This is a genomic window from Bacteroides acidifaciens (genome assembly GCF_903181435.1).
Classification (GTDB): domain Bacteria; phylum Bacteroidota; class Bacteroidia; order Bacteroidales; family Bacteroidaceae; genus Bacteroides.
Map to the genome: position 1 here is coordinate 401,396 of NZ_CAEUHO010000001.1, position 26,054 is coordinate 427,449.

Genomic DNA, 26,054 nt, shown 5'->3' on the forward strand with positions numbered 1-26,054 from the left:
GAATAAAAGTTTGAATCTGTCGTCTTACGGAGATAATTTCTATTAATTTTATAGCAAAATGACTAAAATAATGAGCCGATATGTAATTTAATTGTGTATTGTTTCTGGGCAATAAGTCTGTTGGCTCGTTATTTTATTCGCAATTCACATATTTTGAGGCGGATACACCAAATTGACTCTTGAAGTGTTTCCTAAAAGTTTCATAATCATTATATCCCACCATTTCAGTAATCTCTGAGATTGAAACTTATGTCAATATGATTCCTCAAGGAAAAGCATTAGCCAGAAAGAAAGGAACAAAAGACGGATTGTTAATAACCGAGGCACATGATTTTTCCGGTAACATGGTTAGTGCTAATTGGGGAAATATGACAACGAATTATACTCCGGCCAGTCAGATAAGCAAAATAATGTGGGAGTATTATGCTTATACCCAAGATCGTGACTATCTTAGGAATACAATTTATCCGTTTATGAAAGAGGCTGCAGAATTCTACTTGAACTTTCTTCAGTGGGATGATGTCCGAAAAGAATTTTATATTTATCCAGCACAACCTTACGAACATGAATGGAGTAGTAAATTGAAGAATACAATAACAGATAGATACATGATTGAGTCATTATTTAAAAATTGTATTAAAGCTGCCCAAGACCTGAATATGGATAAGTCAAAGATAAAACAATGGAAACATTTTATATCACATTTATGGGCTCCTCCGATTTTAGATGTACCCGAAAAAGGAAAGGTATTTGGATTGGCGTTTACAGAAAATAATGAAGTGTATCCGGATGCGAAAACAAATATACAAGGCTATCATTTTGACGCACATACTACAGCTGTTTTTCCGGCAGGTGTGCTTGGATTGGAGCATAAAGGGACCGATTATTTTGAAATAGCCCGAAACATTGCTTTGCATCATCCGAAAAATCGGAATGCTATTACTCCCGGAGCGATTGTTTCTGCGCGATTGGGGCTGGGAGATAAAGTGCTGGAACGTTTGCAATGTAGCGTTAATTATTTGCAACATTTCAATCAAGGGTTATTTTACAATTTAGACCATTGGCATTATTTTTCTCGTTATGTTGATCAGATTCCTAATGCCGAATTATATGCTCAGCGTGACTATATGTATGACTCAAGATTGACTTACAATCGTTCCGAAGCCGGAAAATCGGGCTTTCGGACGAAACCTTTCGTTCAATGTGGTATGGAAACAATGGGTATTCTAGGTACTACTATCAATGAGATGTTACTTCAAAGTCATGAAGGAAAGATAAGGATATTTCCGGCGATACCTTCGAAATTCGCATCTGCTTTTACTCTACGCGCTGAAGGAGCTTTTATGGTTTCCTCAGCTATAGATAGTTTAGGGAATATTCCATTTGTTGAGATAAAAAGTTTGGCAGGAAAAGAATGTCGTATACAGAATCCTTGGGATGATGATTTAGTTCAAGTTGTCACACAGAATAATCGAAATGTAAATATTGAAGTCAATAAAGACAACGTGATTTCTTTTAAAACTGCAATTGGGGAGTCTTATATAGTAAGAAAGAAAGGTACCGATGTGAATCATGCACCAAAAACATATCATGCTACACCTAATATGTTTCCAAAGAAATATGGTGAGGCTATGTTAGGTAAAGAGTGTACATTTATAGATCGTGAACACTAACTCGATTTTATTAATGTATAGATATCGCTTGTACTGATTATTGAAAAGAAAAGCGGCTGTTCCTGTATTTGGGTGACAGTCGCTTTCTTTTAAGAAACTATTTTGATGTAATTAAATTAGTTATTTATTTATCTTTTTTTTGATGTCCCTTATGTCGTACGCCAAAAAGAGTTACATCACATGTCACTTATGTAGGAGACACAGATAAAAGATGTAGGAGATACAGGTGGAACATATACAAGAGTTGCTCCGGTCAAGTACTTGTTTGGGGAAAGTTATGTACAGGGTATCTGCGTAACATGTACAACGGTTGGATGAATGATGTAATTGTTCTGAAAATGCCCGGTTTTGTTCGGATTTAGTCTATAAACAAGCAATAGAAAACGTCTGCCTTCACCCCGAATTTAAACAATTGATTATGAATACAATAATAAATAAGGAGAACTCAAAGGTATTTTTGTTGATATTATTAGGAGTCTCTCCGTTGGTAGGACTGGGAAATATCCTCTTGTCTACCGGGATGATGTTTGTTGTATACGCTGTCTGTTCACTGCTGTGCGCGTTGTGGGCAACACGGCGGACGACAGTGAAAGTAGCGGTATGCAGAGTGTAACTCTATTTTATATCGAATACTTGCTCTGATACTCTTTCGGAGAAATTCCTTCGTGCCGTTTGAAATATCTTCCCAGATAAGACTGGTCGGGGAAACCGAGTTTGTCCGCTATTTCTTGTATGGTCATTTCGGTGGACTGGAGCAATACTTTTATTTCAAGAATGGCGAATTCATCGATAATTTTCTTGGCGGAATTTCCCGTCACGCTACGGCAGATACCAGTCAGGTATTTGGTGGAGATACAGAGTTTGCCGGCATAGAAACTGACTTCCCGTTGGGAGATGCAGTTCTCGTGTACCAATGCGATGAAATTCTTGAAGATTTCATCCTGCCGGCTTCCCCCTTCTATCTCCTGTTTGTCGAAATAACGGTAACACTTATCATAAATATCCAGCATGAACGACTGGAGATGATTCTTCGCTATCTGGCTTCGGAAACGGTTTTCGCGGTCATTATAGATAGCGGTTGTTGCATGGATAAGTCCTTTGATTGCACCGGTATTTTCTTCGGGAAGGACATAACACGGCTTTTCCTTGAGAAAATGGAAAAAAATAGGTTCGAACCGTAGACAGGCTTCCCGGAACATCTCTTTTGGGAAACCGAAGAAAGAAGCGGTGAAATCACTGCTGCTGCCGTTGATGCGGATTATGGTTCCCGGTAGAAGCACTACCTGCGTGTTTTCCACGATTTCGTAATCTTTCAAATCAATCGTGGCGTGCGCCCACCCGCTTCGACAGAAGTAGATAGCTCCCCCTTTCAGTTTCCACAGGTGATGCATGATAGGTGACAAATTCTCGTCAATTCCGGCTATAAAATCTTCCCGAAGTATGGCAAGCATAGATTCTTTCTTTTCCATATACAGTTCTTGTTTAGACGGCAAAAATAGAACATTTTCACTAAATATTAGCTTTAATGTTCCGAAAATGAACAAAACTCAAAACACTATGACCAGTTTTCAATGGAGAAAAGAACCTACCTTTGCCGCGTTCAAAAAAAATAATAGGTAATACAATGAGTAAAAAGATTAGTAAAGTGAAGCAGGGGCTATTGTTGCTCTGCTGTCTGGTTGCTGTTGCAGGTTGTAAGCAAGCACTACCCGCACAAATGGAAACAGGATATGAGGTAATGATCGTTTCTCCGACCAACCGGATGATTTCGAGCACGTACTCGGCAACTATCCGCGGACGTCAGGATATTGATATCTATCCGCAGGTAGGCGGTACGCTGACAAAAGTCTGTGTGACGGAAGGCCAGCGCGTGAAGAACGGACAAACACTGTTCATCATCGACCAGGTACCGTATGAGGCTGCCTGGCAGACAGCGGTAGCCAATGTAGAAGCTGCTGAGGCTTCTCTTGCTACGGCGCAGCTGACTTATAACAGCAAAGAGGAACTGTATAAGGAAAACGTAGTTTCCTCTTTCGACCTCAACACGGCGAAGAACTCTCTCCTGTCCGCCAAAGCGCAACTGGCACAGGCAAAAGCGCAGGAAGTGAGCGCCCGCAACAATCTTTCTTATACGGTAGTGAAAAGTCCGGCGAACGGAGTGGTAGGCACATTGCCTTACCGTGTAGGAGCGTTGGTAAGTTCCAGCCTTCCCGAACCGTTGACTACGGTTTCCGACAACTCGGATATGTACGTTTACTTTTCAATGACGGAAAATCAGTTATTGGGACTTATCCGCCAATACGGCTCAAAAGAGGAAGCATTGAAAAGTATGCCTGCTATCGACCTTCAACTGAATGACAAATCGGCTTATCCCGAACAGGGACAAATCGAATCTATCAGCGGGGTTATCGACCGTTCGACGGGTACTGTCAGCCTGCGTGCCGTATTCCCCAACAGGGAAGGATTGCTGCATAGCGGTGGCGCCGGAAATGTGGTTATCCCGGTTCAGAAAGCCGGAGCGCTGGTTATTCCGCAAGGCGCAACTTTCGAGATTCAGGATAAGAGATATGTATATAAAGTGGTAGACGGCAAGGCGCAATCGAGCCTCGTACAAGTAACTCGTGTGAACAGCGGCCGTGAATTTATCGTAGACGAAGGGCTGGCTCCGGGTGATGTGATTGTAGCGGAAGGTGTAGGATTGCTTCGTGAAGGTACGCCTATCAAGGCAAAGAGCGCTGCGGCACCTGCGTCAACTACTACTGGAAATTAAACAAAGGAGGAACCATCCATGAATTTAAGAACCTTTATTGAACGCCCCGTATTATCGGCAGTCATTTCTATTACGATTGTCGTTGTGGGTATCATCGGGCTTTTCAGTCTGCCCGTTGAGCAATATCCGGATATTGCCCCGCCTACCATTATGGTGAGTACCACTTATTACGGTGCCAGTGCGGAAACTTTACAGAAGAGTGTAATTGCCCCGTTGGAAGAGGCTATCAACGGTGTGGAAGATATGACGTACATGACCTCTTCCGCTACCAATGCGGGCACGGTGAGCATTACGGTCTACTTCAAACAGGGGACAGACCCGGATATGGCAGCCGTCAACGTGCAGAACCGCGTGTCACGGGCTACGGGACAGCTTCCGGCAGAAGTTACCCAAGTTGGTGTGACCACTTCCAAACGTCAGACGAGTATCTTACAGATGTTCTCGCTCTCAAGCCCGGACGACAGTTATGATGAAAACTTCCTTTCCAACTATATCAGCATCAATCTGAAACCGGAGATTCTACGTATCTCGGGTGTGGGCGACTTGATGATTATGGGCGGTGAATATAGTATGCGTGTATGGATGAAGCCGGACGTGATGGCGCAATACAAACTGATTCCGTCCGATATCACCGGCGTGCTTGCCGAACAGAATATCGAATCGGCAACCGGTTCGTTCGGTGAAAACTCTAACGAGACTTATCAGTACACGATGAAATATAAAGGACGTCTGATTACTCCCGAAGAATTCGGGGAAATCGTCATCCGTTCTACTGACAATGGCGAAGTCTTGAGATTGAAGGACATTGCCGAAATACAACTGGGACAGGACAGCTATGCTTACCACGGTGGTATGGATGGGCATCCGGGCATATCGTGCATGGTGTTCCAGACGGCAGGTTCAAATGCGACCGAAGTGAACCGGAACATTGACAAATTCCTCGAAGAAGCCCGCAAAGACCTTCCGAAAGGAGTGGAATTGACGCAGATGATGAGCTCGAACGACTTCCTTTTCGCTTCTATTCATGAGGTGGTGAAGACGTTGATTGAAGCTATCATTCTGGTTATCCTGGTGGTATATGTGTTTTTGCAGGACTTCCGCTCTACACTGATTCCTTTGGTGGGAGTGATTGTTTCGCTTATCGGTACGTTTGCCTTTATGGCCGTGGCTGGGTTCAGTATCAACCTGCTGACGCTCTTTGCGCTGGTGCTTGTTATCGGTACGGTGGTGGATGACGCCATTATTGTCGTCGAGGCGGTGCAGGCACGCTTCGATGTAGGGTACAGGTCGTCCTATATGGCAAGTATTGATGCAATGAAAGGTATCAGCAATGCGGTAATCACCTCATCACTGGTGTTTATGGCGGTGTTTATTCCGGTGTCTTTCATGGGCGGTACTTCGGGTACGTTCTATACGCAGTTCGGTCTGACAATGGCGGTTGCCGTAGGTATTTCGGCTGTCAATGCGTTGACGTTGAGCCCGGCATTGTGTGCCCTGCTGCTGAAACCTTATATTAATGAAGACGGTACGCAGAAGAATAATTTTGCGGCACGCTTTCGTAAGGCTTTCAATTCGGCTTTTGATATACTGATAGAAAAGTATAAGAATATCGTATTGGTTTTTATCAAACGCAGGTGGCTGGCATGGTCGTTGCTCGCTTGTTCCGTGGTGTTGCTGGTATTTCTGATGAATACGACCAAGACCAGTCTGGTGCCGGACGAAGACCAGGGCGTGGTTTTTGTCAATGTAAGTACGGCGGCGGGTAGCTCGCTGGCGACTACCGACGAGGTAATGGAACGCATTGAAAAACGTTTGATGGACATTCCGCAGATTAAGCATGTGCAGAAAGTGGCTGGTTACGGATTGCTGGCAGGACAGGGGAGTTCGTTCGGTATGTTGATTCTGAAACTGAAACCGTGGGACGAGCGTCCGAATGATGAAGATAATGTGCAGGCAGTCATTGGTCAGGTGTATGGTCGCACGGCTGATATCAAGGATGCGAGTGTCTTTGCCATTTCTCCGGGTATGATTCCGGGATATGGTATGGGTAATGCGCTCGAACTTCATATGCAAGATAAAATGGGTGGCGACGTAAACGACTTCTTCACGACTACCCAGCAATATCTGGGCGTACTGAATCAGCGTCCGGAGATTGCAATGGCATATTCTACGTTTGACGTGCGTTATCCGCAGTGGACGGTAGAGGTGGACGCTGCCAAATGCAAACGTGCCGGAATTACTCCGGATGCGGTATTGAGCACCTTGTCCGGCTATTACGGCGGTCAGTATGTGTCCAATTTCAACCGTTTCTCTAAAGTATATAGAGTCATGATTCAGGCAGACCCGATGTTCCGTTTGGACGAAAGTTCGCTGGATAATGCGTTTGTACGTATGTCGAACGGGGAAATGGCTCCGTTGAGCCAGTTTGTAACGCTGACACGCAGCTATGGCGCGGAATCGTTGAGCCGCTTTAATATGTACAACTCTATTGCGGTGAATGCCATGCCGGCAGAAGGATATAGTACCGGAGACGCTATCAAGGCAGTGCAGGAAACTGCCGCACAGTCTCTTCCGAAAGGATACGGCTATGATTATGGCGGCATCACCCGCGAGGAAAACCAGCAGAGTGGTACAACGATGATTATTTTCGGTATCTGCTTCCTGATGATTTATCTTATCTTGAGTGCGTTGTACGAGAGCTTTATCATTCCGTTCGCCGTTCTGTTGAGCGTGCCTTGCGGGTTGATGGGTAGCTTCCTCTTCGCCTGGATGTTCGGACTGGAGAATAATATCTATTTGCAGACAGGTTTGATTATGTTGATTGGTCTGCTTGCGAAAACGGCTATCTTGCTGACTGAGTATGCTGCCGAGCGTCGTAAGGCAGGGATGGGGCTGATTGCTTCTGCTGTAAGTGCGGCTAAAGCCCGTCTGCGTCCGATTCTGATGACGGCACTGACGATGATTTTCGGTCTGTTCCCGTTGATGATGTCCAGTGGAGTAGGGGCAAACGGTAACCGTTCTCTGGGTACGGGGGTAGTCGGTGGTATGACTATCGGTACGCTGGCACTGCTTTTCATCGTGCCTACCCTGTTTATCGCTTTCCAATGGTTGCAGGAACGCTTGCGTCCGGTACAGAGCATGCCTACCGAGGACTGGCAGATTGAAGAAGAAATCAAGATAAGTGAAGAAGAAAAGTCTAAAGCAGGAAAAAATAATTGATAATGAGAAAAATAATAATCTTATCCGCAGCAACGCTCGTGTTGAGCAGTTGTGGTATCTATAATAAATACAAACCGGTATCGGAAGTTCCCGAAGGGCTTTATGGCAGCGAATCCCTCGCTGCCACCGATACGGCAAACTTCGGGAACCTCTCCTGGCGGGAGGTATTCACCGACCCGTACTTGCAGAACTTGATTGATTCGGCTCTGGTACGGAATACGGATATGCAGACGGCACATTTGCGTGTCAAAGAGTCGGAAGCCGCTCTGATGACGTCCAAGCTGTCCTATCTCCCTTCCCTGTTTCTCGCACCGGAAGGAGCTGTAAGCAGCTTCGACCGTAGCAAGGCTATGCAGACCTATTCATTACCAGTGACCGCTTCTTGGGAACTGGATATATTCGGAAAAGTAACCACTGCCAAGCGTCGTGCGAAAGCAGCCTACGAACAGAGCAAGGAGTATGAACAAGCCGTGAAAACGCAATTGGTATCTGCCGTAGCGAATACCTATTATACATTGCTGATGCTCGATTCCCAATATGAGATTTCCGTGGCTACCGAAGCTGCCTGGAAAGAGAGCGTGAAAACCGCTCGTGCCATGAAGAATGCCGGTATGATGGACGAAGCCGGACTGGCGCAGACCGAAGCTACCTATTATAATATCTGCACAACGGTGCTCGACTTGAAAGAGCAAGTGAACCAGGCGCAGAACTCACTGGCATTGTTATTGGCGGAAACTCCTCACGAGATAGAACGGGGAAAACTGGCTGGTCAGCAATTGCCGGAGAACTTCTCCGTAGGTATTCCTTTACAGATGCTTTCCAATCGTCCCGATGTGCGCAGCGCAGAATTCTCTTTGGCGCAGGCATTCTACACGACGAATGCAGCCCGTGCCGCTTTCTACCCTTCCATTACATTGAGCGGTAGTGCCGGTTGGACTAACAGTACCGGAAGTATGATTATCAATCCGGGCAAGTTTGTCGCCTCTGCGGTGGCTTCCTTGACTCAACCTTTGTTTAATAAGGGCGTTAACATCGCCCAGTTGAAAATAGCGAAAGCGCAACAGGAAGAAGCCCGCCTCAGCTTTGAACAGACATTGCTGAATGCAGGCGTGGAAGTAAACGAAGCATTGGTGCAGTATCAGACTGCCCGTGAGAAAGCTGCTTACTATGACAAGCAGGTTGCTTCTCTGCAAACGGCTGCCCGGAGCACCAGTCTCTTGATGAAGCATGGCAGCACTACCTATCTGGAAGTATTGACAGCGCAGCAAACGCTGCTGAGTGCACAGCTTTCACAAGTGGCGAACCGCTTCACCGAAATCCAGGGTGTGATTACTCTGTATCAGGCTTTGGGAGGTGGCAGAATGTAAGGAGGTGTGTATTGCCAAGGAGATGAAGCTTTTCTCAAAGTATTCTCACTGCTATGAGAAAAAATTCTCATCGCAGTGAGAACTTTTTCTCATAGAGATGAGTATCTTTTCTCATAGCAGTGAGAATACTCCCTTGTCAGAACATGCTGGAACGGCATATTTGATTTGTCACGAAGATAGATAAGAAAGAGAATACAGGGGGAACATAAATGTAACAGATACTGCAACAAATGTATCAATAATAAGAAGGAATATATTTCTTCAATAAAGAATTCTTTTTTACATGATACTTTAATATCTTTGCAAAACAATATAAAAAAGATAAACTTATAACTGAAAACATGAAAACAAAAACTTTACTGGGCTTCTTTCTTTTGTCTGTTATGACATTCTGTATGTCTGCTTGTCAGGATGATGCAGAGATTATTTTATTCAGCGGTTCACAACTTATCAATGAACCGGGAACTTGTACGAACACGATTTCTTCTACAACCTTGTATCTCAACGGGCGGGGTACGGAAGATATTGGGATTGCTAATGGAAAAGGAGGTTACTCTGCGCATAGTTCAGACGAAACTATTGTGACGGCAACTGTCAGTAATGACCGGTTATTGATAAATTCACATGGAAAGAAAGGAAAGGTAACTGTGACTGTCAGTGATAAGAAAGGGAATAGCGTTGTTTTACCCGTAACTGTTTCGTATGGAGTAATTTCGTTGTTCTGCAGAGAGCAGACTGGGTTTGTTGTCAGTGTTAATGATGAGCTTTTATCAATGGGGAAGGATGAGAATAAAGAACTGTTGGAATCGGTAAATGAGGTGATGATGCAGAAATATTCCTTTATAAAAGGGCAGGAAGTTTGTATTCTGCAACCGGATGATGTTGATAATTTTATGGCAGATGGCAACGGCAGTTTTATATTGAAAACGGAGAATGGCGAGATACGTGCTGAAGGAACTTATCAAGTGGGACATGATGATGATTTGATTAGTGACAAACAGTGTGTGACTTTTACTTTTAGCTACAAAGATGCTGACAATGCCGATAGACAGCATAAATTCTATTTGGAGCCCTCATTCAAACGGACCCCTTCTACCAAAAGCGTAGGCCCTACTATGATTTGCTGGATGGAAGATGTGACGGATTCTTCCTATTTGACTGAAATTTCATTACCGGAGAATGGGAAGGTGCTTTATGTTGTATTTACGAGTAGTTTTAGAATCCGACCGGCAGAATAAATGATATAACAGCATTAAAAAAAGACACGGTAGATATTTTAATTCCGTGTCTTTTTTTAGTTTTATGTCAATACAATGTTTTTATGCATTCAGCGCCTGTTCGATATCTGCGATAATATCATCCGCATTTTCGATACCTACCGACAGACGAATCAAGTCCGGGCGTACTCCTGCTTCCATAAGTTGTTCGTCCGACAACTGGCGGTGAGTATGGCTTGCCGGGTGGAGCACACAACTGCGTGCATCCGCTACGTGAGTGACGATAGCGATGAATTCCAGTGAATCCATAAACTTGATAGATACGTCGCGTCCGCCTTTCAGACCGAAGGAGATAACTCCGCAAGAACCGTTTGGCATATATTTCTGTGCTAAAGCGTAATATTTATTATCCGGCAGTCCGCAGTAGTTTACCCAAGCTACTTTCTCGTTTTTGGACAGATATTCGGCCACTTTCTGTGCGTTGCCGCAATGTTGAGGCATACGTAAGTGAAGCGTTTCAAGTCCCAGATTCAGTAAGAAAGCGTTTTGCGGGCTTTGGATGCTGCCGAGGTCACGCATTAACTGTGCAGTAGCTTTAGTGATATAAGCACCTTTACCGAATGCTTTTGTATAAGTCAGTCCATGATAAGACTCGTCCGGTGTGCAAAGTCCGGGGAATTTATCGGCATGGGCGTCCCAGTCGAAGTTACCGCTGTCTACGATACAGCCGCCTACGCTGGTAGCGTGTCCGTCCATATATTTGGTAGTGGAGTGAACAACGATGTCCGCTCCCCATTCGAACGGGCGGCAGTTAATCGGAGTCGGGAAAGTATTGTCCACAATCAAGGGGACACCGTGGCTGTGGGCGATACGGGCAAACTTCTCAATATCCAGCACTTCGAGGGAAGGATTGGAGATGGTTTCGCCGAACAATGCCTTCGTATTCGGACGGAAAGCTGCGGAAATTTCTTCTTCGCTGGCATCCGGATTGACGAAAGTTACGTCAATGCCAAGTTTCTTCATTGTCACCCCAAACAGGTTGAAAGTGCCACCGTAGATAGCGGAAGAGCAAACGAAATGGTCACCTGCCTGGCAGATATTGAAGATAGCGTAGAAGTTGGCAGCCTGACCGCTGGAAGTCAGCATGGCGGCCACACCACCTTCGAGGGCGGCAATCTTGGCTGCAACAGCGTCATTTGTAGGGTTTTGCAGGCGGGTATAGAAGTAACCGCTGTCTTCCAAATCGAAAAGACGTGCCATTTGCTCGCTGGTATCGTATTTGAAAGTTGTACTTTGATAAATGGGCAACACGCGTGGTTCGCCCTTTTTAGGCGTCCAGCCTGCTTGTACACACAGGGTTTCGGGCTTGAATTGTTTTGCCATAATGATATCGGGTTTAATGTTTTATTGCCAAAAAAAGTTTTAACGGGGCAAAAGTAGGGAAAATAATTGTATTTTTGCTCCGTTTAAGAGTGAAATGATACTCTTGAGAAGGAGATAGTTAGTGTAAATATGAAAAATAAACTCTGTATTCTTTTATTTTTAGCTTTTCTTTTTTCGGGTACGGCTCTTTGGGCGCAGCAGAAAGCGACTCCGAAGGCAGGTGAGGGGATATCTTCTTTCCTGTTGAGACACAACCGCTCTCCGAAGAAGTATTACGATGACTTTATCGAACTGAACAAGAAGAAACTGGGAAAGAATAATGTATTGAAAGTAGGAGTTACTTATGTCATTCCACCGGCAAAGAAATCATCGGGGACTCCTGCCGGGAATACAGAGGCTAAAAATACAACAGCTAAAGGTGCAGGAACCCAACAGAAATCTTCCAAAGCCAAAGCGACTAAAATAGGAACTACTATCAAAGAACCTTTGTTCGGAAAAGAACTGGCAAATGTCAAAGTCACTTCCAACCGTCTTGCAGGTGCTTGCTTTTATGTCGTCAGCGGGCATGGCGGACCCGACCCCGGAGCTATCGGACGGGTAGGGAAGCACGAACTTCACGAAGACGAATATGCTTATGACATCGCCCTTCGCCTGGCACGCAACCTGATGCAGGAAGGGGCGGAAGTCCATATCATCATCCAGGATGCCAAAGACGGTATCCGTGACGACTCGTACCTGTCGAACAGTAAACGGGAGACTTGCATGGGCGATGCGATTCCGTTGAACCAGGTGCAGCGCCTTCAGCAACGTTGCAACAAGATAAATGCCCTTTATCAGAAAGACCGTAAGAATTACTCCTACTGCCGGGCAATCTTCATCCATATAGACAGCCGTAGCAAAGGAAAGCAGACTGATGTCTTTTTCTATTATTCGAACAGGAAAGCCGATAGCAAACGCTTGGCGAATAACATGAAAGATACATTCGAATCGAAGTACGGAAAGCATCAGCCGAACCGGGGATTCTCCGGAACAGTGAGCGGACGTAATCTATACGTGCTTTCGCATACTACTCCCGCTTCCGTTTTCGTAGAGCTGGGCAATATCCAAAATACTTTCGACCAGCGTCGTCTGGTGATAAACTCCAATCGCCAGGCATTGGCTAAATGGCTGATGGAAGGCTTTCTGAAAGATTACAAAGAGAAAAAATAGACATTAAGACATCTTTTTCGTGAACAAAACCGAAATCAGAATGTTTTATATATGCAAATCGCCTGATGGCTGCTTGTAGGTATGCGAATATATACGAGTCAGTGAATATGCCTCCCCGGCATAACAGGAAGATTGCATAGTAGTTTTGTCGTGTTTTATTTTGTGTTTGTGTTGTGACGGTGCTGCGATGTGAATCGGGGTGCCGTTTTATGTATGTAACAGAAAGAAATATTTGAAACAACTGAATAATTGTTGCGTTAAAAAGAGTAAGCACGAAGCCGTAATTTGTTTCGGCTTCGTGCTTACTCTTTACTTATATATTGCAATTAGGCAATATTATTTCCATTCACTGTGCTGTTCCAACATCGGGTTTGTGTCAATCTCACTTTGCGGGATAGGCCATACCAAATCTTGTGCTCCACGCAGATTACCACGTTCTACGGCTCCGAAGCCATAGAATGACTTATCTTCCTGCATGCGTTTCTGAGCATTCTCAAAATCTTTCCAGCGATAAAGGTCGGCAAAACGTAAATCTTCAAAGGCAAGTTCTACACGGCGTTCGTGGCGTACAATGGCACGTAGCTCATCTTGTTGCAGATTAGTTCCTTCTGCTTCTTCCACAGCAGGCATGCCTACGCGGTCGCGGACTTCATTGATATACTTGGTTACTTCCGCTTGGGGGTAACCGCCTTTTTCAATCATAGCTTCAGAGAGTGATAATAGCACCTCTGCATAACGGATGACGTAGAAATCCAGACTACCGTCATACTCGTTTGCCGTATTTTCGGGAGTAAACCATTTACGGATACAGCATGTGGAGCTGGCCGGTAAGTTATTAGTGTACAACTTTCCGTTCCATTCCATTCCCGGAAGCATCAATGTTGCCTTCATGCGAGGGTCGCGGTTTTCGTAACGTCCCATATCCGGATTCTCTTTTGTATGGGCTCCTTTGTCAAGGCTACCCTTGAATAAAGGGGACTCGTCAATAGGTAATCCATCCGTGCAATAAAAATCATCACATAAATTCATTGAACCTTCGATGGCGTTCATTGGAGCAGACCAGCAAATTCCAAAGGAATTGCCTTCGCCTAATCCCGGACCTTTATAGTGAACACTCAACAGTACTTCGCCTGCAGTTTCATTCTTTTCCGTGAATAATTCTGCAAAGTTGGCTGCATAGTCACTGCCGTCACCTGATTTGAAAAGTTGAACCTTGCCAATCACATTGTTATAGGCAGTTATCGCTTCGTCCCAATGTTGGTTGAAAAGGGCTATTCGTCCCATAATTGCGTAAGCCGCTTCTTGGGAAAGACGACCTGTTTGTGCTTGACCTATAACTGGTATTTTGGGAATCCATGTTTTCAGGTCCTCCAACAGAGAAGAGATAATCTGGCTACGTTCCGTTTTGGGCGCTTGGGCTTCTGCTAAGGTAAGAGGTTTGGTCAGATAGGGAACATCGCGAAATACGGAGGTCAGATTACAATACATCAGAGCACGCAATGCTATTGCTTCTGCTTTGTATGCTTCTATCTTTTCCTGTTCCATCGGGATGCGTTCTACGTTTTCCACTAACATATTGCAACGCTTAATTACTTCATAATTAGCATTCCAGTACATTGAGAAGCATTCATCGGTGGTAGCCGAAGTACATTGTGAAATGGAACTTCCTAACATCCAGTTGCCCCATGTGTGGTCGCCATTGTCTGTGCTGGTTTCACGTCCGAGGAATCCGAATTTCCAGTCATCAATGTTATCGTTGTATAAATTAGGGCTTTGCATACCGTCGTAGCAAGCGGTCAGTGCCATCAATGCATCCGATTCTGTTTGCCAATAATTGGTTTGCGAAGGTTGATTCGGAGAATCCGTCTGTAAAAAACTATCCGAACAAGCACCGGTAGTCAATAAAGCTCCGGATAATACTAGAACTCTGCATATATATTTTGTATTCTTTACCATAATATGTTTCCTCCTTATAAATTAATTAGAATTGAATGTTTAACCCAAATGAATAAGTACGCATATTGGGATGTACGTCATTTCTTGTATCGCCCGACGACTTTTCCGGATCCCAGTTTTTCAACGGTGTAAATGTCAAAAGATTAGTTCCGGCAAAGTAAACCCGGATACTGGTAATGCCTGCTTTGGCAAGTTCGGGCTGGCGGAAGGTATAGCCGAATTCCAGGTTCTTCAGACGCAGATAATTGGATTTTTCTAGCCAGAATGAGGAATAAGAATCGTTCATCGTATTGCCCAGAGCAGGCATAGGGGCATTTATATTGTCGGCCGAATAGCGGTTTATCCAACGGTCGGTAAGGTTACCGCGGATGTCGGTAGAAGTTTCCCAACTGTAACGGTAAAGACCTCCTACTCCTTGCCAGAAAGTAGACAAATCGAAGTTTTTCCAGGAAGCTCCCAAATTAAAACTATAAGAATATTTGGGGAACGGGTTGCCTATAATGTCGCGGTCTTCAGGAGTAATATTACCATCGTCATCCAAGTCGGCATACATAATATCGCCCAATTTGGGAGCGACACCGTTTTGTTTGATTACTTCGCCTTTTGAGTTCGTGCGTTGCAAATCGGCTTCCGTACGATAGATACCTATTGCTTTATATCCGAAATAGGCACCGATAGGATTGCCTATACGGTTGATTGTATTGCCGTTGATTGTTTCTTCCAAACCACCCATTTCGAGAATCTTATTCTTTACATGCGATAGGTTGAAACCTGCATACCAACTCCAATCGCCTTTGCTATCCGTGTAGTTCACATTCCATTCCCAACCGCGGTTGCGGACTGCTCCTACGTTCTGATAAGGCGCTGAAAGAGAGCCTAGGAAAATGCCGGGCATAGCCAATTGCATCAAAATATCGGAAGTTTTCTTGTCAAACCATTCGAAAGTAGTTTGTATTCTGTTATTTAAGAACCCAAGGTCGAGGGCAACATTTACAGAACGGGTTGTTTCCCATTTAATGTTCTCATTCGGGACAGATGTCTGCACCATACCAGTCTGTTTGTCTGCATTCTGATCGAAGAAGTAATTCCCGCTTGACCCTAAAGTAGCTGAATAGGCATAGTTACCGATTTCCTGGTTACCCAATTTACCCCATGACAGGCGTAACTTTCCAAGAGAGAAGTTCCTGTAATCTTTCATAAACTCTTCGTTTGAGAATACCCATCCTCCAGATAATGAGGGAAATGTTGCGTATCGGTTGGCTTTAGGCATACGTGAAGAACCGTCATGGCGAATATTGAATTCAAATAAATACCGGTCATCATAGCTATAGTTTACACGACCGAAGAATGATTGGAGTTTATATTCTTCCGAATTTCCCTTTGCCCCCGGATTGATTGTACCTCCGTCGATTTCATAAATATTTTCGGTGGGAAATCCTTGTATGGAAGCCGTTGTTTTGTAGTAACGCGAACCGATAACTGAATGTCCCAACAATACATTAATGCTGTGTTTGTCGAATTGCTTGTTATAAGTCAGCAAGTTTTCGTTCGTCCATGTGGCATTACGGTACCAATAATCCTCTTCCTTATTTGTCTGTCCTGCAGCTTTTACAATGTTTCCGTTCGCATCATAACGAGCTGGAGATTTAGGACTATAAGATTTGGTTGCATTCAGATCAAAAGCATAGGCAAAACTGGTTTGAAACTTGAGTCCATCCCACAAATCAATACCGGCAAATGCCTTGCCGTTGAATCGCCAATATTCATTGCTACGATGACCTAAAGACATCAGTTCAATAGGGTTTTTCATCAGTTCGCCACTCAGGGCCGAACCGTCTACATAGCCATAATGTCCGTTGGAATACATTACCGGCACGGTAGGACGAGTGAACCAGGATACCAAACGCATGATACCACCTTCTCCGGAAGGTGCTATGGCAGGAGCTGTCACATTGTTTTTATTGCCGGACAAATTCAGGCCAAATGTAAAGCGTTTATAGCGTGTGTCAAGGTTTGAGCGGAAAGAGAAACGTTCTACACCTGTTTTTACCATGATACCATCTTGGTTTGAATAAGCTACCGAGGCCATGAAGTGCGTATTTTCACTACCTCCTGATACGGATAAATGATGCTGGTGCATGCTGGCATTGCGCAATACAGCGTCCAACCAATTGGTGTTTGCATAATGATCAGGATCCGAACCGTCTTTCAGTTTTTGCAGAGCTTCCGGTGAGAAAGTGTCAGGATTCACTTCATTTCTCATTAGAGCCCAGTTATAACTGTCTACATAGTCGGGCACGATGCCCGGAGTCTGTAAGGTATAGCTTCCCGAGTAGGATACTTTTACTCTACTTGAGGCCTGTCCTCGTTTGGTGGTAATCAAGATAACGCCATTGGCGGCACGTACACCGTAGATAGCTGCAGATGCTGCGTCTTTCAGTACAGAGATATTATCGATATCCGCAGAAGGAATTTCGGATATTTGTGAAAGGCTGCCTTCCACGCCGTCAATCAATACCATCGGATTGTTGTTTCCGAAAGTACCGATACCACGGATTCTTATTTCCGGATTGTCGTTACCGGCTTGTGCACCATTCTGGGTCAGTACCAATCCCGGTAGACGGCCTTGCAGCAAAGTAGCTGTATTGGCAACTGGGATGTCCTGGATATCTTTGGATGATACAGAAGCTACGGAGCCCGTTAGATTCACTTTCTTTTGGGTAGCATATCCTACTACGACCACTTCGTCAAGTTTCTTGGAGTCTTCCTCTAGTGTAACCTTAAAATCATTTTTGTTTCCTACTGGGAGGATTACATCTTTATATCCCAAAAAACTAACGACCAACGTTTGTGAAGGTTGTACCTTCAACTGAAAAGCGCCGTCCATATCGGTGATGGTTCCTTGTGTTGTACCTTGAATCACTACACTGGCTCCGATGATAGGTTCGCCCGATACATCGTATACCTTACCTGTTACTGTGTTTTCTTGTGCATATACTGTAAAAGCGAACAGTATAAGAACGCCCGCAAAGAATGTGCGGAATAAGTTTTGTTTTTCTCCGTTCATAATTTAAAGTTTAAGTAAATTAATAAATTCTTTATTGTTGAAGTTCTTGTAGCTAAGAAATAATTTTATCGTTTTATTTCCATTGGTAATGGCGTACCCAGTCCACTTCCATCTCTACGGGTAAATCGGCTGGATCTACTTTCCCAACCCAGGTTCCTCCTAATTGCATGTCGATTAGCAAATATTGAGGAATATTGAAAGGAAATTGTCCCTCCTGTTCGGTTTCAATCCGGGGATAAACAAAGTTTCGTTTTCCATTGACATGGAATACAAGACTGTCCGGCCAAAAATCCACTCCATATACATTGAAGTCTTCGGGATTAATGGGAATAGTACTTCCGTGTTTCGGGTTGTTTTCTATTCCTAATGTATAGGTATAGTGCGAGTGTACGGTTTGGTAGACAATAGAGTCATGGTTCAGACGTTCCATGATGTCCACTTCTCCTCCCATAGGCCATGAGTATTTGTCTGTTTCATAAGGCAATGTCCATATGGCAGGCCATGCTCCTTTTGCCCCGTGCAGTCTGGCACGCACTTCGATGCGTCCACCGTGGAAAGCATGCTTGCCTTTCGTCCACAATCCTCCGGTCAGGTACTTGGCTGTGTCTGTTTTAGTGTTGTCATTGATAATACCTTTTAAGATAAGAAGACCGTCACGCATTTCATAACAACGGTCGTCCGACGACTGGGTGTTTTGCCAGTCTGGTTTGCCGCGGGGGATACGGCTCCAAATAGCAGTGTCGGGTTCTGTTCCGTTAAAGTTGTCTTCCCACACCAGTTCCCATTTAGGGGTATGAGTACAAGAAAACATACTACATACCGAGAATAATAAAAGTATAACCTTTTTCATACGCTTTAATTTTGGTTCACAGAATTTACTTTAAATAATTAACACGTAGATGTGCGTTTTTTCTTTTGTGACTGACTTGGAAATTATATAATATGAGTTAAATTTTATTTAATTGAGACGATTTTAGCGCTTATTGGTGTAATAATGTAAAACTTCTGACCGATTTGGGAGTCAATGATTATATTAATCGGTTGGTTGCGTATCGAGAGGTCCGTTTAAGAAGAACTGATTATTGTTTTGTGCTATGTTCGTTTGTCTGAATAAAGAGGATGGTTATCGTTTTTTTTGTTAAAATTCCGTTCCTAACTCATTTTCTTTAAACTTTCGTGAACAAAATCCGGATTCGTCTGTTTTTAATTATGCAAATTGCCTGATAAAGCTTCTTATGGGTATGCGAATATAGATAAGCCAAGCAAGATATGCCTCCCCGGCATAACAGGAAGATTGCATAGTAGTTTTGTCGTGTTTTATTTTGTGTTTGTGTTGTGACGGTGCTGCGATGTGAATCGAGGTGCCGTTTTTTATTACAGATAGGTATAACCGGAGATTATCCGGTATAATAAAATACTGTGAACCAGTTTGATGAAAAATGGTTTCCTTTGTAGAGTTATAAACAGAGTAATAAATTCAGTATCACTAAAATCTAGTAATTTATGTTCAACGAAAAAAGAAGCAGCATGTTGCACGGTGTCTTGTTGATAGCACTGTTCTCTTGTGCGGCATTTTACATTGGTGAGATGTCTTTCGTGAGAAGTCTCTCTTTCAGTCCGATGATTGTAGGTATCATTCTGGGTATGCTTTATGCTAATAGCTTGCGGAATCATCTTCCCGAGACTTGGGTGCCGGGCATACAGTTCTGTTCGAAAAAGATTCTGCGTATCGGTATTATTCTGTATGGTTTCAGACTGACTTTTCAGGATGTGCTGGCTATCGGATTGCCTGCAATGTTGATTGATGTTATTATTGTGGTGGTGACTATCTGTGGTGGTATTTATATCGGCAAATTATTGAAAATGGACAGGGGAATTGCGTTGCTCACTTCTATCGGAAGCGGTATTTGCGGGGCTGCCGCCATTCTAGGCGCGGAGTCCACGATTAAAGCAAAACCTTATAAGACGGCAGTGTCCGTTTCTACCGTGGTAATCTTCGGTACTATCTCCATGTTCTTATATCCTTTCCTCTACCGGAATGGTATTTGTGCGCTCACTCCCGACCAAATGGGAATCTATACAGGTTCTACTCTTCACGAAGTGGCTCATGTGGTGGGAGCGGGTGACGCAATGGGAAACGGCATTTCGGATTCGGCAATAATCGTGAAGATGATTCGGGTGATGATGCTGGTTCCGGTGCTTCTGATTACTACTTATATGGTGGCAAGAGCGAGAAAGAGACAAGTACAGAAAGGGCAGAATTCTCAGAAGATTGCCATTCCCTGGTTTGCAATCGGCTTTATGGGAGTTATCGCTTTTAACTCTTTTGATTTGCTGTCTGCGCAGTTGGTTGCGGGAATCAATACACTGGATACTTTCCTGTTGACAATGGCTATGACTGCACTTGGGACGGAAACAAGCATTGATAAGTTCAGGAAAGCGGGGGCGAAACCTTTTGTTCTGGCGCTTCTTCTTTTTATTTGGCTGGTAGTAGGCGGTTATTTCCTGGTGAAGTATCTCACTCCTTATTTAATGTAATAAAAAAACGGGCTTACGTAGATTCTCAGAATGACATTCTTCAGAATTTGTGTAAGTCCGTTTTTGGTGGTGGTACTTTGACAAGTACCTATCTAGTTGTTATAAGGGCATATTTCCATGCTTCTTGGGCGGATTCGTCTGCATCTTGTTTTCTGTCATTTCCAATGCTTGAATCAGACGTTTACGGGTTTGTCTCGGATAGATGATTTCATCGATGAATCCCAGTTCGGCAGCCTGATACGGAGTGGCGAATTTTTCCTTGTAAGCTTCCAGTTCTTTAGCCTTGGTTTCTGCGTCTGCCTTGCGGAACAGGATATTTACCGCACCTTCCGCACCCATTACTGCGATTTCCGCACTTGGATAGGCAAAGTTTACGTCTGCGCCTGTCTGCTTGGAATTCATCACGATATATGCGCCGCCATAAGCTTTACGGGTGATAACGGTCAACTTGGGAACGGTAGCCTCCGCAAATGCATAAACGATTTTCGCGCCGTGGCGGATGATACCGTTGTTTTCCTGCGTGTATCCCGGAAGGAATCCCGGAACATCTTCGAAAGTAATCAACGGAATGTTGAAACAGTCGCAGAAACGGATGAAACGGCTCGCCTTGTCGCTGGCATCAATATCGAGCACTCCGGCAAGGTAGGCAGGCTGATTGGCGACGATACCTACCGAACGACCTGCCAGTCGTGCAAAACCGATGAGGATATTCTTGGCAAAGTTCGGCATAACTTCAAAGAAATAACCGTTGTCCACCACTCGCTCAATGATATCTTTCATATCATAAGGAACGTTCGGGTCTGCCGGAACGATAGTGTCCAAAGCGGCGTCTTCACGGTTGGTTTCATCCGTGCAGTTCTGCTTTTTAGTCTCGTCCATATTATTCTGAGGCAGGAACGAAAGTAGTTCGCGGATACTCATCAACAGTTCTTCTTCGGTGTTGCACATAAAATGAGTCACTCCGCTTTTGCTGCTGTGAGTCATGGCTCCACCCAGTTCTTCCTTGCTTACTTCCTCGTGGATAACGGTTTTCACTACGTCGGGCCCTGTTACAAACATGTGGCTCTTTTCTTTCACCATAAAGATAAAGTCCGTGAGGGCGGGAGAGTAGCAGGCACCACCGGCACAGGGGCCGAGAATGGCAGAGATTTGAGGAATCACACCGCTTGCCATTGTGTTCTGATAGAAAATGTCCGCATATCCCGAAAGGCTCTCGATACCTTCCTGTATGCGTGCACCGCCTGAATCGTTCAATGCGATAATCGGAGCGCCGTTCTTTAAAGCCAACTGTTGCACCTTCACAATCTTTTTCGCGTTGGAAGCGGAAAGTGAACCGCCGTAAACGGTGAAGTCATAGGCGTAAACGAATACCTGGCGACCGTCAATCTTTCCGTAACCGGATACGATGCCGTCTCCCGGAATCTTGTTCTTGTCCATGCCGTAGTTAGTGCAACGGTGAACCATTAGCTTGTCCAGTTCGACAAATGTCCCTTTGTCGAGCAACATCCCGATACGTTCGCGGGCAGTCATCTTGCCGCTTTCGTGTTGCTTCTCTATCTTCTCAACGCCCCCGCCGAGGGAAGCGATGCGGTCACGTTCCTGGAACGTGGCATATGCTTTGTTTATTTCTTCCATGATGCAATCCGTTTTTTAGTGTTATGCAATCGGTTCTAATGTTATTAATGTCTGGTCACCAGTGATGTTATCGCCTTCCTGAACCAGAATTTCTTTGATACGGCAATCCGAAGTCACTTTATAGTTGCTCTGCATCTTCATGGCTTCGATAACGATAGCGGTGTCTCCCGCTTTCACTTCCTGTCCTGCCGTTACGGAGATTTTTACTACTTTGCCCGGCATGGGGGAAGTGATGCGGTCGTTCTGTTCGTCCTCGCCTTTCTTGCGCATACGCAGGTATTTCGCCTGGCTGTCTACGATTTCAACATTGAAACTGCTGTAATGCGTGTTCACTTTATAGCTTTTCCCGTTCTCCTTGCGGATGAGTTGCGCGTTTGCGCTGCGACCGTCCATAAGGATGTTGCAGGTTCCGTTTTCCGCCATTACCACGTCCGCTTCAAACGGCTTTCCGTCGATGGTAAGTACCACTTTATTATCTTCTTTGCTGACCAGTTCCACTTCGGCCACCCGGTCACCTATATGAATTTCCATAATTAACTGCTTTTTTTTAATTAGATACGAAGTACGCCTTTATGCAATCCGAATTCTTTCCATTTGCTGATAGGACGGTTGTCGGTAGTGTCACTGCTGTTCTCTTCAAGATTCATCAGGTAATCCATGTAGGCGGCAATCAACGCAATATTCTCGGCACGCTCGCTGGTTCGCATGATGCACTGATGCAGGTGCTCACCGTTTTTGGCGATGAATCCGGTATCGTAATGGCCTTCCACAAAATCGGGCGTATCCATGATGGCACGTAGGTAACTGATATTATTCTTGACTCCCGTCAGCTTGTATTCGTGAAGCACGCGGCGCATCCGTTCGATAGCATATTCGCGGTTGGTAGCCCACACAATCAGTTTGCCAATCATCGGGTCATAATAAATAGGAATCTCGTATCCTTCGTACACATAACTGTCGATACGCACTCCGATACCGTTCGGCTCTGTTATCTGCTTGATAATTCCCGGGCTCGGCATGAAATTCATTTCCGTATCTTCAGCACAGATACGACATTCGATAGCGTGTCCGCGCTGCTTGATATCTTCCTGTTTCAGTTGGAGAACCTGTCCGTCGGCTACCTTTATCTGCTCTTTTACGAGGTCTACACCGATTACTTCTTCCGTAATGGGGTGTTCCACTTGCAGGCGGGTGTTCATTTCGAGGAAGTAATAGTTGCGGTGTTTGTCCACCAGGAACTCGATAGTTCCCGCACCAATATAATTAACGGCTTTTGCGGCAGCCACCGCTTTTTCTCCCATATCTTTCCGCAATTCCGGAGTGACGAAAACCGAAGGAGTTTCTTCCACAATCTTCTGATTGCGGCGTTGCACGGAACATTCGCGTTCGCAAAGATGAATCACGTTTCCATGCTTGTCACCCAGAATCTGAAACTCGATGTGATGAGGCTCTTCCACGAACTTCTCCAGATAAACCGTATCGTCACCGAAAGAAGAAAGAGATTCGCTTTTGGCAGTTGTATAGGCCTCTTCCACTTCTTCCGCGCTGTGGATAAGGCGCATCCCTTTTCCACCGCCACCCATAGAGGCTTTCAGCATCACCGGATAACCGATTTTGTTGCAGAGTTCCACGGCTTCTTCCACACTTTTCAGGTTTTCTTGTGTGCCGGGCACGACGGGTACTCCGGCTTCAATCATCTTGATGCGGGCGGAAATCTTGTCGCCCATTGCTTCCATCGTCTCCGGATTGGGACCGATAAAGATAATGCCTTCTTCCTGGCAACGTCGTGCAAAAGCCGCATTCTCGGACAGGAAGCCATATCCCGGATGAATGGCGTCTGCGTGGTTCGCTTTCGCCACTTCGATGATTTTTTCTATATTCAGATAACTCTCTTTAGATGCGGCGGGACCTACACAATATGCTTCGTCTGCGTAGAGGACGTGCTTTGCAGTCCGGTCTGCCTCGGAAAATATCGCGATACTCGTTATTTCCATCTCCCGGCAGGAGCGCATCACCCTCACGGCTATCTCACCGCGATTGGCTACTAAGATTCTTTTTATCATACTTTTCTAAATTAAGTACATACCTATTTTATGTCTTCCCACCTTGCGGACATACTCCACCTGATGAAAACACAGTATTTTCTTGATTTGGGGCTTAACAAACGATGTCCTTTCTCCTAATCCACGAGGCGGAAGAACGTTTTACGTGAAGTGGCAGGTCTTCTGACTGACTCTTGTCTTATTTACCTTCCCGATAGAACATCAGTGGCGTCAAATTAGTTCATTTATAAGACATTGAACAGAGCTTCACAGCAGCGGGACTGTCCGGGATTTGCACCCGATTCCCTATTAATCGTCGTCCGTTGGCTACGGATTCCGAACCATTTCGGCGACAAAGATAAATAAATTTTGAATAGAGTGTTCTCTTTTTGCACGAAAGTTGCTTTTTTGTGCAATGGGCGGCTGTCCGGATATTAGAAACGAAAGACGGTAAATGCAAATGGATTTAATAGTTAAATCTGTGTGTATTATTGTGTACCCTTTAAACTTTCTTTCTTTTCGCATTGTTGAAGTGGCAATTATTAATCAAAACAGTAATCAATTATGAAAGAGAAGAAAGTAGCCCGTGAGGAACGGAATCAAGAGAAGCTGGCTAATGCCGATTGGGTAATGGCGGAATTTTACGCAACGTGGTGTCCTCATTGCCAGCATATGAAACCTGTCGTTGAGGAATTTAAGAAACTAATGGAAGGAACGCTCGAAGTAGTGGAAGTGGACGTAGACCAGGAAACTGCCCTTACGGATTTCTACACCATCGAAGCAACGCCTACATTTATCCTTTTAAGAAAAGGACAACAACTTTGGAGACAATCCGGCGAACTTACTTTGGAAAGACTGGAAAGAGCCGTGAAGGGATTTAAATCTTGAAAAAGTATTAATAAAAGAGGTGTTATTCTTCGGAAAGTTTTAAATCATGTTATGAAACATGCTTTTTTATTTGGATAATTTGCAGATAATCGGAAAGTCCGTATCTTTGCACTGTGTTTTTCATAGTATTAGATTTAAGGTTAACAAAGGTTGGAGCAAGGCGTTGCTCCTTTTTTTATGCCCGTACCTCACTTTCTACTAAATAATATTGATTTTTACGGGATTGGATAATGACTGCTACACTCGAATGTTTATCTTTGTGGATAATATAATATCCGATACTATTTCATTAAAAGACTACTAATAAAAAACTGATACCATGAACATCGACTTTATCACGCTTACTAAAGACAACATAGGGAAAGAACATATCTGCTGTGCTTTCTCGGATAAGAAATGCCAGGAAAGTTATAACCTGAAAAAGGAATGGCTGAAGAAGCAATTTGAAAACGGGTATGTTTTTCGTCGTTTGAATGAGCGAGCGAAAGTATTTATCGAATATGGCCCTGCCGAAAACGGGTGGGTTCCTGTGAAGGCCGACAATTACTTGTTGATAAACTGCTTTTGGGTAGCCGGGCAGTATAAAGGAAAAGGGTATGCGAAAGCTCTGCTCCAAACTGCGATAGATGACGCCATGCAGCAAGGTAAGGACGGTTTGGTGACAGTAGTAGGAACAAAGAAGTTTCATTTTATGAGTGATACCAAATGGCTGTTGAGACAAGGATTTGTTGTTTGCGAACAGCTTCCGACAGGATTTAGTCTGTTAGTGAAGAAATTAAATGTTGATGCTCCGAATCCGACATTTAATGAATCTGTACGAACAGGAGAATGCCCTAATAAAAAGGGTATCACTGTTTATTTCTCCAACCGTTGTCCGTTTGCGGAATTTCATGTGACGAGTTCTTTGAAGGAAACCGCCGCTAAAAGAAATCTGCCTTTGGAGATTGTTAAATTGGAGACAATGGAGCAGGCACAGGCTGCACCTACTCCGGCTACGATATTCAGCTTGTTCTATGAAGGCAAGTTTGTCACAACGGATATCAGTGCTTGTATGGATAGCCGTTTTGATAAAGCGATAATAGGGAAATAA

At 44.4% G+C, this 26,054-nt stretch carries 19 protein-coding genes and 1 riboswitch; of the genes, 10 read left to right on the forward strand and 9 right to left on the reverse strand.

Annotated elements, in window-relative coordinates; all coding sequences use genetic code 11:
- Nucleotides 1–133: 133 nt before the first annotated feature.
- Nucleotides 134–241, reverse strand: coding sequence for a hypothetical protein (locus CLIN57ABFB40_RS20540; protein ID WP_410489598.1), 108 nt, complete (start codon nt 239–241; stop codon nt 134–136).
- Nucleotides 242–257: 16 nt separating this feature from the next.
- Between CLIN57ABFB40_RS20540 and CLIN57ABFB40_RS01640 the strand changes: the two genes are divergently transcribed.
- Nucleotides 258–1,673: a glycosyl hydrolase family 95 catalytic domain-containing protein gene (locus CLIN57ABFB40_RS01640; protein ID WP_175628610.1), complete on the forward strand. Its 1,416-nt coding sequence runs from the start codon at nt 258–260 to the stop codon at nt 1,671–1,673.
- Nucleotides 1,674–2,091: 418 nt separating this feature from the next.
- Nucleotides 2,092–2,286 carry a hypothetical protein gene (locus CLIN57ABFB40_RS01645; protein ID WP_254871681.1) on the forward strand — a complete coding sequence of 65 codons (195 nt, stop codon included), beginning with the start codon at nt 2,092–2,094 and terminating at the stop codon, nt 2,284–2,286.
- A 7-nt stretch (nt 2,287–2,293) separates the two neighbouring features.
- Here the strand turns inward: CLIN57ABFB40_RS01645 and CLIN57ABFB40_RS01650 are convergent, their stop codons facing one another.
- Nucleotides 2,294–3,142 (reverse strand): helix-turn-helix domain-containing protein, encoded by an 849-nt coding sequence (locus tag CLIN57ABFB40_RS01650; RefSeq protein ID WP_175628611.1) that lies wholly within the window; start codon nt 3,140–3,142, stop codon nt 2,294–2,296.
- A 155-nt stretch (nt 3,143–3,297) separates the two neighbouring features.
- Between CLIN57ABFB40_RS01650 and CLIN57ABFB40_RS01655 the strand changes: the two genes are divergently transcribed.
- From CLIN57ABFB40_RS01655 to CLIN57ABFB40_RS01670, 4 genes are all read left to right on the forward strand, one after another.
- On the forward strand, nt 3,298–4,443 hold the full coding sequence (locus CLIN57ABFB40_RS01655) for an efflux RND transporter periplasmic adaptor subunit (RefSeq protein WP_175628612.1): 1,146 nt from the start codon (nt 3,298–3,300) through the stop codon (nt 4,441–4,443).
- A gap of 18 nt (nt 4,444–4,461) precedes the next feature.
- Complete coding sequence (locus tag CLIN57ABFB40_RS01660) at nt 4,462–7,662, forward strand: efflux RND transporter permease subunit (RefSeq protein ID WP_175628613.1); 3,201 nt, start codon at nt 4,462–4,464, stop codon at nt 7,660–7,662.
- A 2-nt stretch (nt 7,663–7,664) separates the two neighbouring features.
- Nucleotides 7,665–9,029, forward strand: coding sequence for a TolC family protein (locus CLIN57ABFB40_RS01665; RefSeq protein ID WP_175628614.1), 1,365 nt, complete (start codon nt 7,665–7,667; stop codon nt 9,027–9,029).
- Nucleotides 9,030–9,370: 341 nt separating this feature from the next.
- Nucleotides 9,371–10,267: a hypothetical protein gene (locus CLIN57ABFB40_RS01670; RefSeq protein ID WP_175628615.1), complete on the forward strand. Its 897-nt coding sequence runs from the start codon at nt 9,371–9,373 to the stop codon at nt 10,265–10,267.
- An 81-nt stretch (nt 10,268–10,348) separates the two neighbouring features.
- Here the strand turns inward: CLIN57ABFB40_RS01670 and CLIN57ABFB40_RS01675 are convergent, their stop codons facing one another.
- Complete coding sequence (locus CLIN57ABFB40_RS01675) at nt 10,349–11,629, reverse strand: O-acetylhomoserine aminocarboxypropyltransferase/cysteine synthase family protein (protein ID WP_136014834.1); 1,281 nt, start codon at nt 11,627–11,629, stop codon at nt 10,349–10,351.
- A gap of 129 nt (nt 11,630–11,758) precedes the next feature.
- Here CLIN57ABFB40_RS01675 and CLIN57ABFB40_RS01680 point away from each other — a divergent pair, with 129 nt between their 5' ends.
- Nucleotides 11,759–12,838, forward strand: coding sequence for an N-acetylmuramoyl-L-alanine amidase (locus CLIN57ABFB40_RS01680; protein ID WP_136014835.1), 1,080 nt, complete (start codon nt 11,759–11,761; stop codon nt 12,836–12,838).
- A 336-nt stretch (nt 12,839–13,174) separates the two neighbouring features.
- On the opposite strand, the gene CLIN57ABFB40_RS01685 is transcribed toward CLIN57ABFB40_RS01680, so the two are convergent.
- From CLIN57ABFB40_RS01685 to CLIN57ABFB40_RS01695, 3 genes are all read right to left on the reverse strand, one after another.
- Nucleotides 13,175–14,794 (reverse strand): RagB/SusD family nutrient uptake outer membrane protein, encoded by a 1,620-nt coding sequence (locus CLIN57ABFB40_RS01685; RefSeq protein ID WP_175628616.1) that lies wholly within the window; start codon nt 14,792–14,794, stop codon nt 13,175–13,177.
- A 25-nt stretch (nt 14,795–14,819) separates the two neighbouring features.
- On the reverse strand, nt 14,820–17,861 hold the full coding sequence (locus tag CLIN57ABFB40_RS01690) for a SusC/RagA family TonB-linked outer membrane protein (RefSeq protein WP_175628617.1): 3,042 nt from the start codon (nt 17,859–17,861) through the stop codon (nt 14,820–14,822).
- Between the two features lie 73 nt (nt 17,862–17,934).
- Nucleotides 17,935–18,711 carry a glycoside hydrolase family 16 protein gene (locus tag CLIN57ABFB40_RS01695; protein ID WP_175628618.1) on the reverse strand — a complete coding sequence of 259 codons (777 nt, stop codon included), beginning with the start codon at nt 18,709–18,711 and terminating at the stop codon, nt 17,935–17,937.
- A gap of 653 nt (nt 18,712–19,364) precedes the next feature.
- Between CLIN57ABFB40_RS01695 and CLIN57ABFB40_RS01700 the strand changes: the two genes are divergently transcribed.
- Nucleotides 19,365–20,399 (forward strand): YeiH family protein, encoded by a 1,035-nt coding sequence (locus CLIN57ABFB40_RS01700; protein WP_175628619.1) that lies wholly within the window; start codon nt 19,365–19,367, stop codon nt 20,397–20,399.
- 99 nt (nt 20,400–20,498) lie between these two features.
- On the opposite strand, the gene CLIN57ABFB40_RS01705 is transcribed toward CLIN57ABFB40_RS01700, so the two are convergent.
- From CLIN57ABFB40_RS01705 to accC, 3 genes are read right to left on the reverse strand one after another with little or no spacing between them, the layout of a single operon-like run.
- Complete coding sequence (locus CLIN57ABFB40_RS01705) at nt 20,499–22,034, reverse strand: acyl-CoA carboxylase subunit beta (protein WP_167966855.1); 1,536 nt, start codon at nt 22,032–22,034, stop codon at nt 20,499–20,501.
- A 21-nt stretch (nt 22,035–22,055) separates the two neighbouring features.
- Nucleotides 22,056–22,565: an acetyl-CoA carboxylase biotin carboxyl carrier protein subunit gene (locus CLIN57ABFB40_RS01710; RefSeq protein WP_175628620.1), complete on the reverse strand. Its 510-nt coding sequence runs from the start codon at nt 22,563–22,565 to the stop codon at nt 22,056–22,058.
- A 20-nt stretch (nt 22,566–22,585) separates the two neighbouring features.
- Entirely contained in the window at nt 22,586–24,097 is a 1,512-nt protein-coding gene (gene accC / locus CLIN57ABFB40_RS01715; protein WP_175628621.1) for an acetyl-CoA carboxylase biotin carboxylase subunit, read from the reverse strand.
- Nucleotides 24,098–24,231: 134 nt separating this feature from the next.
- A riboswitch (cobalamin riboswitch) is annotated at nt 24,232–24,437 on the reverse strand.
- A 203-nt stretch (nt 24,438–24,640) separates the two neighbouring features.
- Between accC and CLIN57ABFB40_RS01720 the strand changes: the two genes are divergently transcribed.
- Both CLIN57ABFB40_RS01720 and CLIN57ABFB40_RS01725 read left to right on the forward strand, forming a co-directional pair.
- Entirely contained in the window at nt 24,641–24,964 is a 324-nt protein-coding gene (locus CLIN57ABFB40_RS01720; protein ID WP_175628622.1) for a thioredoxin family protein, read from the forward strand.
- Between the two features lie 319 nt (nt 24,965–25,283).
- Complete coding sequence (locus CLIN57ABFB40_RS01725; RefSeq protein WP_175628623.1) at nt 25,284–26,054, forward strand: N-acetyltransferase; 771 nt, start codon at nt 25,284–25,286, stop codon at nt 26,052–26,054.